The following is a 14,900-nucleotide window of genomic DNA, read 5'->3' on the forward strand; positions in this document are numbered from 1 at the left end:
TTGTCCTATGTGCTGCCTGATCGCATTTGCAAACTGATCTCTCGCTGCCTTCACTCGTCCCGTTGATTCTGGTACTGGTCGTTCATTGGGAAGCTCATTCACATGTTCAAACTGGTCTCTCGCTGCCTTCACTCGTCCCGTTGATTCTGGTACTGGTCGTTCATTAGAATGCACATTCGTTTTTTCAAACTGGTCTCTCACTGACTTCACTCGACCCGTTGATTCTGGTGCAAGACGGTTATCACTTTTTACACTAGGATTTTCAAATCGAGCGCGACGCTTTTGGAATTCTTCATTCGTCAAGCCGGTTTGATTCAATTTTGTTTTATTTGCAAGCGATGGTTCATTACTTGTACTAGTCATGTTTTCGAATCGAGCATGACGTTTTTGAAATTCTTCATCCGCCCTACCAGTTTGACTCAATCCTGCATTGTCTACCCTTAATCCAATATTATCTATCGTACTAGCTTTGCTTTCTTGGACTAGCTCACTACTTCGTTGTTGCCTAGGTGGATTTTGATAAGCTGCTGTCTGGTAACTATCCGGTTCTCTTCGGTTTGTTCTTTCTGTGACTGGTGGTTCATTACTTGGTCCAGGCATATTTTCAAATTGGTCTCGTCGTCTTTGAAATTCTTCGTTCGCCCTACCAGTTTCACTCAATCCTGCATTGTCTGCCCTTAATCCAATATTATCTATCGTACTAGCTTTGCTTTCTTGGACTAGCTCACTACTTCGTTGCTGCCTAGGTGGATTTTGATAAGCAGCTGTCTGGTAATTATCCGGTTCTCTTCGGTTTGTTCTTTCTGTGACTGGTGGTTCGTTACTTGGTCCAGGCATATTTTCAAATTGGTCTCGTCGCCTTTGAAATTCTTCTTTCGTCATGCCGTCTTGATGGGACTCTGCTTTATTTGTGGTTGATAAATCATTTGTATAAACTGTGCTTTCATTTCCTCTACGTACAAATTCGCTAGTGCTTTTTAATGGAGGAGCTTTTTGGTAGGACGATGCCCCTTCATTTCTTTGTCTCTGTCGATCTATCGATTGATTTTTCCTGTTTTGAACGGTCGCCGAATGATTTGATTGCGAGGCTCTCCATCTAGGCGACTTTCGAGTTTCTCTTTCTAATGGTGAATGATTCAGACCTTCATAGTATTGTCGCAATCGATTGACTGTTCCTGATGGTACTTCAGCTGAATACGGTTCTTTATTATAAGAAGGTTCTTTTTCAAATTGTGCTTTTAAATCACTCACTTTAAGACTTTTATGCGACTCTACTTTTGTCGATTGATTCGTAGTTTGTACATAATTTTCGTGCATAGTGACATTCTCTTCGATTTGCTGATTTGAAAAACCCTCCTGCTTCACATTGCCTCTCTTATTTTGCATTGTTTGTTCTGCAAATCTTTTTTCCTGTTCCCCCACTAACTTAGGTCTTGCTAATTCATCGGATGCTTGTAAAGGTGTGTTTGACGTAAAAGTAGGTTGCGCATCATTTGTCCTTGTTTCTTGCTCACGTCTATTTTCTTTTAAAACGATCATCCTCGATTTATAAATTGAAAACCTCAATGCATCATAAGCCGATGGATCGATGTCTTGGAGCATCGTTTCAAATGATTTTTTTAAATCATCTGATTTATCTTTAGCCACTTCTTTTCTCGAAGAAATCAAATCTAGTACAAAGTGAAATTCTTCTCTTAATGTCTCTGGATTGTTGTTTGATACTGTCTGTGAACGAAAATCATTGAATATTTTTTCTTCATGAGGTTTTACTGATTTTATTGAAATATCTTTGTTTATATATTCTTTAAGATATTCTTCATATTTTTTATAAAACATCGGTCTCCTCCATTCAATGAAGAATTTTTTAAGAGTCGATTAGCCATTTAAGCGATTTTCAAGTAAATGATCTAAAGATGAATTATTTTCTCTAAAAACTCCTGTTTGAGTTAACCGCACGGCTTGCTGAGGTTTTTCATAATCATTTACCCATAGAAACATTCCTGGAAGAGAATACATGCGATAGCCAAATGGAGTTTCTTCTAATGTGATCTCAAATTTATTGACTGCTGAATGCTCATCTATGACAGATAATTCCAACACACATAAAGTCTCAGAAACATCTTCAGAAATGATTCGATAGGAAAAAATTTTAGTTATTTCTTTTCCATCTTCCATTTTTCTTTGGACATATGTGTCTTCTGTGAAATCGATCAACACATGACTATTCATCGTTGTATTGGACCAGCTACCTTGAATTAACACATCCGACCATTTTTGACTGATCATTTCATGTGTTTCTTCTCCTCCAGAATCAGCCATCTCTTTCGCTTTTTCTCTCAAGTCAACATTAGGATAGAAATAGGTCGTATTTCCGTCATTATCTTCGTAAAAGAAAATCGTTTCGCCAAATCTTGTCATCAGCTCAAAAGAGACTTCCTCTTTCTCTTTGTCCGTTAGAACAAGTTTTGTATCTACTAAGCGATACTGACCTGTTGTGAGCCAACTGGTACTTTGATAAGTTCCGTCACTTTTTAATTCCAGAACCATGCCATCCGCTCGATCAGAATACCAAATTCCTCGATAAACTAAAGCTTCGTTTTTTTCTACTAAATTCAGTTCTTCTTCTCTTTGTTCACTTAAAGATAAACGCTCACTACTCGCAGTAGTTTCTGAATTTCCATTTATCCCACGGTGAAAAAATATCGAGTAGAAAATAAAACTGAACATTGTGATGAAAATGACACTAGCTATTATCACGATTCTTTTTCCTTCTTTTGACTCAACTATATTTTTTAATCGTTTCATTGTTTCATTGTTCGCCCTTTTCTTTTTTATTGGAGAATACCATAACCCGAAATGCTTGGATCATTGAGGAAATAGGTTCTTCTGGCTACTTTATTGGAAGTATTCCCCTCGACGGTTTGTATGATATTTCCGTCTGTAAATTCCACGATTCCTACATGATCTTTCCCTGTACCACCTCCATTCCAGTCAAAGAAAATCAAATCACCTGGTTGCGGATGGTAACTCTCTGAAGTTTTCCTATAGTTTCCTTTTTCCGTTAACCAGTTGATCATCTCTAAACAATTTGCTGATTTTATTATTTTTTCTTGGTTTAGGTAACCGACTTGATCTGCTACCCAGCTCACAAAAATCGCACACCATTCAACCCGTCCTTCAAAACCGTACCATCTCCAATATTTCTCTCCATGAAAAGTACCAATCTCGTTGATCGCTGTCTCAAGAAATCTTGAATTTTCAAGCCAGAGATAATTAGTAACAATAGGTACATAGAACATATTTCCATAGGCATATCGCCAGGAAAATCCATGAGCAATCGCTACTGGATGTGTGTAACGCACAGTCTGTCTGTTACTTTTCTCTCTAGCATATAACTCTGCATGAAGTAGATTATATTGTTTATTCGTATTAGCTAACCAATCTAAAAAGCCTTCTCCATAGTTATACGCTTGAAGAGCCGCACGATCATCCAAATGCAATGTTCTGGCTTTGTTCAATAATTGAGCAAAATAATGAGTTCCTCGATCAATAGAAGTTACTGGATCATCGATCGTATTTGGTGGCATACCTTGCGATTCACTGGCTTGCATAATATCTGGAAATCTTTCTGCATCACCACCAGACTCTACTCGGATGATTGCCAAGATCATATTGACATATTCTGGAATACCGTATTTTTCACAGGCTTCTCGAACAAGATGTTCCCATTGTAAAATCATTTGTCCTGGGTTTTTAAGACTTCCTGAAATTGATCTTGACGAATTATTTGTAAATCCATCTATCTCAGACGGATATTGAAATATCAAATCAAAAATATAAGCAGACGGATAAATATTGCGATTTGGCCGAAGGGTTCGACGTTCAATGACTTCAACCCTCAAATTCCCAGTCGTTTCTCCTATCAGTGTATCGGCATCGACCCAATCTCTATTTCTCACTTTGATATTTTTTAATGGAGATAAAACAACTCTTTTATTTAAGGAAGTATTGATAGTGACAGAATTATTCCCAACTGCATGAACTCTTCCTGAGCCAGAATTGTCAAGTCCATAAACTGGTGTACCAGCTTCAGCTAGTAATTCAATATAATTGTGTTTATTTCTTTCATTTAATCCACGATAGCCATATTTTTCAACAACGATTGCATCTTGACTCATACCAAAAGGACTTTGTAAAAACACTTTATTTTCAAACCGATCTAATTCCTGTATCGGTCCAAACTTATCTAGTTCTTCTTCTGAGAGAGTATCTGAGTTTTCATCAATAAACTGACTGATTGTCTTGATTTCAATATTGATCAATGCCACTTTGATTGTTCGATGAGTTGGCCGATCTTCTTCAATCGGCGGATCAACTGGCTGTTCCTCACTTGGGTCTCTATTTGTTTGCGGCTCATCTATTAAGACTTCCTCTTCATTCTCTGATTCTTCGATTTCTTCTTCTGGATTGTTTGTTTCTTCCAGTGTTCCATCATCTACTTCTGATTCCTCTGATTCTACCTCGTTCCCACTTTCTCCTTCTGGTACTTCTTCGATTCCGTCATCTTCTTCCGATTCTTCTGGCTCTTCCTCGGTTCCGCCATTTTCTTCTGATTCATCTGGCTCTTCCTCGGTTCCATCATCTTCTTCTGATTCATCTGGCTCTTCCTCGGTTCCATCGCCTTCTTCTGGTTCTTCCGCCTCTTCCTCGGTTCCATCGCCTTCTTCTGGTTCTTCTGGCTCTTCCTCGGTTCCATCGCCTTCTTCTGGTTCTTCAGGATAAATGATCGGAACTTCTCTTGTTTCGATTTCTGTCGTGTAACTAAAGGTATATCTATGGATGCCTTCTAATTCTCCACGAACTCTTGTTGCACCAAAAAGATTACTGTCTGCTGAAATTCGTTGATCGATATCATAGTTTTCATATTTTGCATTCAAATAGTAAAGATACGTATCTGCATCAGAACTATACAAAAAATTATTATCTGGTCTTGCTACACCATTTACAACGAAATAAACCTCTTCAATTTCAGAATCTTCAGAAAAATCTTCAAAAACTTGTTGAACTTCTTTATTCTTCCTAGCATCTAAAAACGTGACGTGCTCGTATGCCTCTGCCAGAGCCATATCTTCTGTTTTTATCGTAAATATACTGGCAATAAAATTAAAGATAGCGACGATTACAACTACCACTACGATGACAACCGCCAAAATCATCATTACTTTGACGGATAGCAACATCAGAATCAACTTTAGAATAATAAACAAGACTAAAAGAACACCAAGTATATTTAATTCACCATCTTTATTTCTGCCAACTGTATCGATTGCTGTTTGTGCTAGATTTTTTTTAAAATTAGGTTTGAACTTTTTTTTCGATGGAATCTTTGTCTTCTTTTTTAATCGCTTGATTTTTTTAGAGTTACTCAACACCTGATGTTTATGCTCAAGTTTGTCTTTGATACCAAATAGTTTTTCTTCAAGCTTCTTTGCTCTGGTTTGTTTATTTGCTGTAAGTGTATTTTTTATTCCAGCTAGATTGAGGCCATTGTTATCTAGTTTTTCTTGTTTCTTATGGTAGAATTTTTTTGATTCTAGTTTTTGTTTATTGATTGTTTCCGAAGAGAGCTTATTTCGTCGACTCGTTCCACTATTATTAGGGAAAATTTGCCTTTTTTTTATTCCAAGAAGCGCATGATCGATTTCTTTAGGAGATCTATGTTTATTCTTTATGAAATATGCTTTTTCTCTAGTTGTACTATGTTTTTCGTTTCGATTTACTTTGTTTAGCTGATTTTTTCTTGTGATAAGCTGGCGCTTTTTAAAGTGACTAATTTTCTTTGAATATTTGTTTGTTGCGCCCTTACCTAATGGTGCTTTTCTTACCTGGCTATTCACCATGTGTTGTTTGAAGTCAGTGATATTTCTATTTTTCAGCTGTAAGTTATTACTTTTTTTTCTAGCTAAATTTTGTTGATGTTTTTTTAGACGGATTCGTTTTTTTAGTGCTTTCTTTTCTTGTTCTTTCGTGCTGACATGTTTCAATTTAATCGATAACAACTCTTGCTGCTTGTTGTTTTCTTGTTTATTCCCCTCATATGTCTCATTCATAATCTTGCTTTGTCTTTACCTCTTCACCAGGTTTAGTCGTCATGATTTGATAGAGATTCGTCTCTTTCGGAAGTCTGTCTTCAAATGGGATGATCGTGTCGCCAAACACCATCAATCCAGTCCCTTCACTCCCATTTAATACATACTTTTCCTGTTCTTCCGATATATCGAATAAACGAGTCAACTCTGAACGGTCCGATTTTGCTTGATTGAACATAACAACAAAGTCACTATTAGAAAGCATTCTTCTGGCTAGATCAGATAGTAATAATGTCTCGACATTTTGCGTGATTCCTGTTGGTATAGCCCCCCATTTTCTTGCTCTACTCCACAATTCAAAGAAATAATTTTCGGAATATTCATTTGTAAACAGTAGCTGTAATTCATCGATATATAACCATGTACGGATCCCTGATTCTCGATTTAGCGTGATACGATTCCAAATTTGATCTAAGACAACTAACATTCCAAACGGTTTTAGCTGTTTTCCTAGATCTTTGATATCAAAAATAATCAAACGTTTATTCAAATCAACATTCGTCTGTTTCGAAAATAGTGCTAGACTACCTTCTGTATAAAGCTCCAATTCAATCGCCAATTGCTTTGCATCTTCTTCGGGCTGTTCATTTAGCGCCATATAAAATTCTTTCAATGTGGGTACTTGTTTAGGTTCGTGGTAAATGTTACGGCATACTCGGTCGATAATCGTCTTTTGTTGCGAAGACAGCCCTAAGATACCGCCTGTGATCAACTCGCATAGTGAAATCAAAAATTGGGTTTTTAGAGCAATCGGGTTTGAGTCATCGCCATAGTTACTATTGATATCCATGGGATTGATACAGGTGGTTGAATTCCCCGCCAATCGGACCATCTGACCATCAAATTCATTGCAAATATGAAGGTATTCTGACTCTGGATCAATGACGATCACCTCATCTTTGGGGTTTCTTAGCAAAACATTGACAATCTCTCGTTTTACAGAAAAACTCTTACCAGATCCTGGTGTTCCTAAGACAAATCCATTTGGAGCCATTAGTTTCTTGCGGTCAAGAATCGTCAGATTTTTTGTCACAGAATTGATTCCATAATAATTTCCATTCTCATGGAGCATTTCAGAAACCGAAAATGGCATCAATGCGGAAACTGCCGATGTTGCTAATAAACGATTTAATGGAATATGGTTTTTCCCTATTGGTAAAGCCGTGTTTAAGGCTAATTTCTGCAAATAAGCTATTTCAATGATCGTACAGCCAAATCTCCGACCTACTGACTTGATTTTACTTGCGATTTTTTTTAACTTTCCTTGGTCCTCTGCATAAAAATTGATCAAGACGGTTACTTCAAATAGTTTTTGACTTTTGCTTTGTAACGAATCCAATAGCTCTTTTGCTTCGTCAAGTGAATAGGATAGATCGTATGGAAGCATCTCGTAATCATAACCACTATTCAACGCTTTTCGTTGCTCATCCACTTTTTGCTGATCCATATAGGCCATTTTAGTCTTTACTAGATCGAAGCTATTTGCGATCGGTATTGGTCGACAACTGACAGTCAACGTGATTTCTTCATCAATCTCCATTAGACCTGTTAAACATTCATCTGAAAGTTCAGCAGGATATCCGCTCAAATAGAGTGTTTGATTCAACTTGTTTTCGATCTTGATCAACTGTTTATCCGCTTTAAAGTCGATTCGCTTTGGAAGTAATTCGTTATTTTCATTTTTAATAACTTGACCAATCAACTCTTTGCGTTCCTCACCATTCAAAATATGGATCGTAGAACCGATCTTTCTAGCGAATAATTCTACTTGATCGGCAATCAAAAATAGTTCTCTTTCCGCGAATGCTTGATTCTCATGTTTCTGTGTGAATGTTAAAAAAATCCTTTTCGCAAAAGCATTCTTTTTTTCATTGATTTTCGTCTTTAAATAATCATTCATTTCCTGGCGGTATTTATCATCATATCGCTCATTTTTTTCTTTAAAAAGGACATGATCCAATTCTTCAACTGTTTTCTTCTTTTTTACTAACGTAACCTTATAATCAATGGAAGCGTCTAAAGAATTTAGAAATTCACAATATTTAATGAATATCTGCATGCGTTGTTCTTCTGAACAAAGTTGATAACTGATATCTTCGATGTTGATCGTTAGCGAGTATTCATTTTCGTCAATTAGACAAATGCCATTGTCATAGATTTTTTCAAAAAGCAAAAAAGATTTCTTTTCCTCTTGCCTGTTTTTTTTATTCTTTTTCTGTCTGAAGTTGACCTTCATCAAGTTGGGACGTATCAGATTCTTCATACACAACTACTCCTTGATCAAGATGGTAAATAAAAAAATATTTTAAATAACGTTCAAAAGGAAGTCCCTCTTTTTTTAGCCAACCGAATGCGACGATTGGCATTGAAACAAGAATCATCAGCCAACTGATCACATCCATGGAATAACCAAAAAAGCGAACAAACACAATACTGATCACAATGTTAGTCAACATCGCGATAGATAAAAAACCTAATTGTCGCACACTCATGCCTGCAACGATTCGTTCTTTATATTCCCGTACATCTTTATGGACTTTCACTTCAATTGCCATAGCTTCCTCCTTTCTATGAGGCGGATACAATCATTTTTGCCCACCCTTTTGTTTTATTTATCGCAAACAACAAAGCGATCATATAGATCGTTAAACCAAAAATAAGCGACCACATCCCTCTTCTATGGGATTCGAGGAAATTTACAAAAATCAAGGGATAGATGGTCAATACTAATGCAATCATTACAGCATGTAATGAGGATGCGGCAAAATTTTTGAAGAACCCCTTAGCCATAGAAGAAAATTCTTGACTAGGTAGAGCTGCCATTGAAATAGGAGCAATCGCACTAAAGATATATAATTCAAAAAATCTTAGATAGACGATGACATTGATGAAAACTCCTACAACTAAAGAAACTAAAAATAGAACAACAAAAATCATCAATACGACCATTACTTCCCACCATGAAAGACTACTTACGACCGAATCGACTACATTGTAATAAGAATCTAAAAGATCGTTTTGGCTGTAGGCCATTATTTGCCCAGCTAACATTGATCCTAATGCAACAATGGCATCAAGAATAACTTGGATTCTTAAAATGACGATATAGCAAATAATAAATTTTACGAATGCTTTCATGATCATTTCAAATCCTAAAGTAGGTGCACCACCTGCATTTTCTACTTTTAAAGAAATTTTTTGAAATTCAAATAAGATAAATATTGCCAAAATGGAAAATGCGACTGGAGCAATAATCGTTTGTTGGATTTCTACTGCTACTTTATAGGCAGAGGCCATGTAATCTTGTAATCCACGACTTAAGGTCTCTGCAATATTGTCTCCATTTAAATACTCCATCATTCGAGTGAAAAGCATCATTATTGCTGCGCGCACGGATGAACCTTCTTTCTAAATATATTTTGATCTGTATCTTTTTGCCTATCTCAAAAGTGAAGCAACATCAAATGCGGTCACAAACCACACTGCAGCTACTAAGATCAATGCGCCACCAACGACTTGCCAAATCCCTTGTTGTAGTTGCGGGCCATTTTTATCTTTTAATGCTCCGGCTAGAATAACTGTTCCCCAAATAATCCATAATCCTCCGCCAACCATTGTAAATCTTGAAATCAGATTAAATACATCTTGTAGTAATTGTTGATTGTTGTTCATTTCAATCCATTCTCCTCTTCATTTTTCGGTGATTGATTTCGTTCATACCAATTCTTTGGAGTCACATCTCCAAGTTTTTTATAATTTTTATGTTTAGTTATATCGTATTTTTCTGATATAAATGGAACTATTCCACGAATCTTTAAAATCGCTTGTGTTCCACTTAGATTCGCCACTTCATCTACATCCAATAAATTCCGACCCATTTTTTGATAGTTCTCGCTGAAATTTCCATTACTACCTTTGGTGATACTGATATTCTTATGTTGGATCGTTTTCTTTCCTAGTAATTTGGAGATATACTCATGTGTGCTTAACTCCATTCCACCTAAATATAGAAACACGTCACTGGTCCCGATAATTGTCTCCCAAGTGTCTTTATATAAATTTTTGAGCTGACTGATATTTTGTAAGATTACATTTACCGATATCTCTCGACTTCGAATCACTGAAATCACTTTTTCAAAGTCTGGTATTTGGCCAATATTAGCAAATTCATCCAAAACACATCGTACGTGATGCGGAAGCCGGCCTTTATATACATTATCTGCTTTATAAACTAAACTATCGAATAATTGTTGATATAGCATGCTTGCTAAGAAATTGAAACTCGTATCTGTATCTGATAATAGAATATAGATAATTGTTTTCTTGTCACCAACAGTGTCTAGTGCTAATGTATCTTTACTTACGATTTTTTTGATATTCGGAATATCAAATGGCGATAATCTGACGCCTAAGCTGACTAAGATACTTTTTGCGGTGCGATCCCCTGCTAACTTAAAAATCTTGTATTGTGCGACTGCAAAGTTGGCAGGATCTTTTTCTTCAAGTTCATTGAAAATCACATCCAGAGGTGAGACGTAATCGGGAACATCTTCTGGACAGTTTGCTAAACGAACCATTTCAACGACATTCGTCAATGTTTGGTCCTCCTCGTCGACTTCTTGCAAAAGGTAACTAAACGTAGCCATTAATAAGGCTGTCTCAGCTTTCTCCCAAAAATCATCGCCACCCTTTTTTTCTGGATCTGAAGTGTTTTTGATCAAATTGTTGACGACCTTTAAAATATCATCTTCGGAACGGATATAAGTAAACGGGTTATAAAAGTCCGTATTTTCCCGTGTGATTAAGTCAAAAACCTTGATTTCATATCCGGCCTCTTTAAACATCGTTGCTGTTTCGCTTAGCAAGAGTCCTTTCGAATCACTGACGACATAGGAAGAATGCAGTTGCATCAAATTAGGTTTTACATAGAATCTTGTTTTACCTGATCCAGCTCCTCCCACTACGATGACATTCTTATTCCGATTAAAGTTATTGGATTTAGTAATCTTCATGCGTCCAGACATAGATAGCGATTCACTTTTTGTGAGAATGATATTGTTGTCTTTTTTTTTATCCATCAACGGCTTAATATCTTTTTTGTTGCCCCATCTGGCACTTCCATATTCATACTCTGTATGTTTCGGCATACCAGAGTGATACAAGATACCTAGAGCAATCCCCCCTACGATCGTGCCTGTCCCGAGAATACTTGCTAAATTATAGCTAAAATGAAATTCAAAACGACTGATCTCAAGTCCAAATTGGTCGATTGTACGAACAAGGACTTGTGCGATATCTTCGGTCTGTTGTCGGAAATTTCCGTAGAGTAGGATGGTCCGGTTTGCCGTATACGCAAATACAAGAAATAAAAATAGTAAAAGTAATTTATAAACCCATGTTTTTGAACTTTTCAACTTTCCCTCCTAAGCGACATAAAGCTATCTTTTTTATTATCTAAAATCCGTGACAAGCAAATCTGAAACGACGTCCATCGTTCGGTCGATATCTGCTTTTTCTGGTAGATAAAACATCTTTGTCTTATCACCAACTTGATACGGAAATGGCAGAATATTTGTCACTAAGATATCTGCCTCAAGTGGACTTTCGATTGTTTCCAGTTGTTCCTGGTACAAGATGCTTGCTCTTGTGTGTAAATATCTTTCAATTACTTCATTTAAAGCAAAATCTGCTAAAAAACCTCTTTTCAGTGCGACAACAACCGTACTTAACACTTCACATGCCTTATTTGTATATAAAAAAAGCAATAAGTCAGAAGTAAATGATGCGTCACATCTTTCTTGTAGAAAATTCTTCTGAATATTTTTGTTTCTTTTTATCGCTGTATTCATTTCTTTATATAGACGGCGATTGATGGAGTCAATCAGCATTGCCGATTCTTCATCGTTATATGAAAAATCTATTTCAAGATCTTGTTTGATTTTTTCTTGAAATAAAAAGCAGTTGACGATTGAATACAGTTGCTCGTTATCGACTTGGATTCGATTACCAAGAACACTTTTCAAATCTGAAACCAAATGTTTAACTGTTTCAGAAAAACCAAAATATTCAGCAAATCCTTTATTGTGCTTTTCTATTTCTGTGTAATGACATTCATGTAAGTGGATCATACAAGCAATAAAACAACATTCTTCGAAAATGACTTCTTTAGAATAAGTCTTGAAACAATCTAATTGAATAAATTCATTGAATAATTGATTTACTAAGGGATTGTTTCTAAACCAATGTAACAGTCGTGAATGCATCCATAATTTATCTTTTCCAAATCGTATAAAAGTTAAAGCAAGTATTTTTTTGGTAAGTGATTGGGAAACATCTGAACATAAAGTTTGAACAATTTTTGCTATTTCTTCCATTTCATTTTTATAGGGACAATAATCTTCAATTTCTAGATAAGCTGATTTAATATAAAGATCGATGAATAATTTTCTGATTTTAATTTCTTTTCCTATAAATTCAACTGGAGAAAGCTTTAGATTTAAACCATATTGATAACAGAATTTTTTTAGCTTTCGCATTTTCTGTGCCACCGTCTTCTCGCAATAGTTCAATTCCCAACTCCAATCAATCACAGGCTTTAATTCGCCTTTAAGAATACTTGTCGTTACTTTTACTAAATCTTCATTCATATAATATGACTTTTTTTTCTCAAATAACTTAAAATGATTCAATACATACATGCTGACTCCCTTATAGGAAGTCAAGATTTCAATTGTGTCGGAAAATTCATCTTGAATCGTTTTTAAATCATTGGTAATCGTTCTTCTAGTTACTTTAAGACTTTTTGCAAGGTACTGAACGGTCACATTTTTTCTTCTCTCTAAAGTATTCAGAATAAATACAACACGTTTTTTGTACTCATTAGATATTAATCGTTCAAGAATCTCTTCCACTTACCTTCCCCCTTTCACATAACAACTTCACTATAAACAATATATTTTTTCATTTCGAGGTATCTTATTTCCTGACATAGCGAAAAAAAATTCCGATGAATATCAAGACTTTTAAGAGTCTTTTTATAGTTTTTATCATTCTAGAGATAACACTAAAAAAGAGACTATACAGATTGTATAGCCTCTTTAAGGCGTAATTAATAATGGTATATTGATATATTTATCTACTCAATATACGCTTCTTTAATTATCCATAAATCTTACAACATTTAATTTCAAGGAATATCCCTGAGCATGATAAAACCCAAAAAACTTTTAAAAGTTATTTAACTCTAAACAAAGTAATCGCGCTATCTGGTGCCCACGATGGATCTCCATAATTAAAGTGAGTAACTAATGTCGTATATAGTTTCCCATTATGAAAGATGATTTCATCTTTTGTGTATAGTACGGGGTTAGTTAAACTTCCCAACTCAAATTGTCGATATTCACCCGGCGGTGTGATTTCATTGGTTTTAGTTGAAATCACCAATCGATTACTTGCTTCTGAGCGAATCGAATCATTACTCACTGCTCTGATCGTATACGTATACTGAGTACCAGGATTCAATCCTGAATCTAGATACGTTGTTTTCGTAGTTTCGCCAACTAATTGACCATCTCTGTAAATTTCATATGTTTTTATACCGGCAGAATGACTAGATGGGTTCCACATCAATGAAATAGAGTCATCTGTTTCACCCATTGAATGTAAGTTTCCTGGTGTTGTTGGTACTTCCACTTCGTTATCTGCTAAAGTTGTCACATAAAGCGCATCACTCTTTTCAGAGCTTATCCCTGAAAATGAAACTGCTTCAATTTCATACTTATATTTTGTGTTTGCTGTTAATTTGTCATCTTGATAATTATTTGCAGAGGTTGTAGCTATCAGTTGTCCATCACGGTATACATTATATTTTTCAACTGTTGCTTGCGCATCCCAAGAAAGCGAGATAGAATTTTTTGTTGTATTCACCGCTCTGACATTTGTTGGTTTATTTGGAACTACTGGTATAGCACCGTTATTTTTGATATTCGCATCGATCACATTATAAAAAGCATTTGCGGTATCGCCAATATCCCAAATAGCTAAAATAACGTGATAGCCCATCCGATCTTCTGGAATATTGACCGTATGTGTCGCACTGATATTCGCAGAAGATTGTCCGCCACCATCGATTTCAGACAATAGCTCTAGATCCTGACGTGCTAACGGTTTGTTTTGATCCCAGCCATTTTTTGTCATGTAGTAATGATATTTAGCAGTGCTATGATTTGCAGTGAAATGCCAAGTAAAATTATTTGGACCGGTATTGATATCTTGCTTTGTCCATAACGTGGATGTTTGTTGATCTAACTGGAAACCCAATGCACCATTCGCAGAGGCAATTCGTCCGTCTGCAGGACCTGCTGCCGGGAAGCCTTTCAACGCTTCTAATGATTGTGGTTCATTGATGACTGCCCCATACTTCTGGAAAGCGGCTGTCCAGTTTGTGCGAGCATCTAATGCACCTTGGTATCCTCGACTAATTGGCTCTCTCACATAACCATGTGCAGAAACATCCTTTGTTGCGCCAAAAAGTATTCCGCCTAGACTTAAAACAACTACAACACTACCCAATATTCTTTTTTTCATACAATACCTTCCTTCCAATATTTTTTTGTTACACTATTTTTATAACACAATTAATTAATTACAAATAGAGCGCTAGATTTTGTTCAAATAATCACAATTTAACGAAAAAAATTATTTTTTTCTTCATATATAAGTATTTTATATTGAAATATATAACTATTATTC

Annotated in this window: 10 protein-coding genes; all 10 read right to left on the reverse strand. The window is 35.9% G+C overall.

The window, feature by feature from the left end; all coding sequences use genetic code 11:
• Positions 1-1,836: hypothetical protein (locus JZO83_RS13740; RefSeq protein WP_207116093.1), on the reverse strand; the 1,836-nt coding region annotated here is incomplete at its 3' end.
• 39 nt (positions 1,837-1,875) lie between these two features.
• Positions 1,876-2,805 (reverse strand): hypothetical protein, encoded by a 930-nt coding sequence (locus JZO83_RS13745; RefSeq protein ID WP_207116094.1) that lies wholly within the window; start codon positions 2,803-2,805, stop codon positions 1,876-1,878.
• A gap of 26 nt (positions 2,806-2,831) precedes the next feature.
• Complete coding sequence (locus tag JZO83_RS13750; protein ID WP_207116095.1) at positions 2,832-6,110, reverse strand: lysozyme family protein; 3,279 nt, start codon at positions 6,108-6,110, stop codon at positions 2,832-2,834.
• Positions 6,103-8,412 carry a VirB4-like conjugal transfer ATPase, CD1110 family gene (locus JZO83_RS13755; protein ID WP_206859307.1) on the reverse strand — a complete coding sequence of 770 codons (2,310 nt, stop codon included), beginning with the start codon at positions 8,410-8,412 and terminating at the stop codon, positions 6,103-6,105. The genes JZO83_RS13750 and JZO83_RS13755 overlap by 8 nt, the downstream gene beginning before the upstream one ends.
• Positions 8,354-8,704: a PrgI family protein gene (locus tag JZO83_RS13760; protein WP_206859305.1), complete on the reverse strand. Its 351-nt coding sequence runs from the start codon at positions 8,702-8,704 to the stop codon at positions 8,354-8,356. Before JZO83_RS13760 ends, JZO83_RS13755 begins: the two co-directional genes overlap by 59 nt.
• A gap of 13 nt (positions 8,705-8,717) precedes the next feature.
• Positions 8,718-9,542 carry a type IV secretion system protein gene (locus JZO83_RS13765; RefSeq protein WP_206859303.1) on the reverse strand — a complete coding sequence of 275 codons (825 nt, stop codon included), beginning with the start codon at positions 9,540-9,542 and terminating at the stop codon, positions 8,718-8,720.
• A 45-nt stretch (positions 9,543-9,587) separates the two neighbouring features.
• Positions 9,588-9,821, reverse strand: a complete 234-nt coding sequence (locus tag JZO83_RS13770; protein ID WP_206859300.1) for a hypothetical protein — start codon at positions 9,819-9,821, stop codon at positions 9,588-9,590.
• A complete protein-coding gene (locus tag JZO83_RS13775; protein WP_347401526.1) occupies positions 9,818-11,443 on the reverse strand; it encodes a type IV secretory system conjugative DNA transfer family protein in 1,626 nt (541 codons plus the stop codon). Before JZO83_RS13775 ends, JZO83_RS13770 begins: the two co-directional genes overlap by 4 nt.
• A gap of 156 nt (positions 11,444-11,599) precedes the next feature.
• Positions 11,600-13,060 carry an HTH domain-containing protein gene (locus JZO83_RS13780; RefSeq protein WP_206859298.1) on the reverse strand — a complete coding sequence of 487 codons (1,461 nt, stop codon included), beginning with the start codon at positions 13,058-13,060 and terminating at the stop codon, positions 11,600-11,602.
• 322 nt (positions 13,061-13,382) lie between these two features.
• Positions 13,383-14,735: a lytic polysaccharide monooxygenase gene (locus JZO83_RS13785; RefSeq protein ID WP_207116096.1), complete on the reverse strand. Its 1,353-nt coding sequence runs from the start codon at positions 14,733-14,735 to the stop codon at positions 13,383-13,385.
• Positions 14,736-14,900 lie beyond the last annotated feature (165 nt).

The sequence above is a fragment of the Enterococcus sp. DIV1298c genome, assembly GCF_017316315.1.
Taxonomy (GTDB): Bacteria; Bacillota; Bacilli; order Lactobacillales; family Enterococcaceae; genus Enterococcus_B; species Enterococcus_B mangumiae.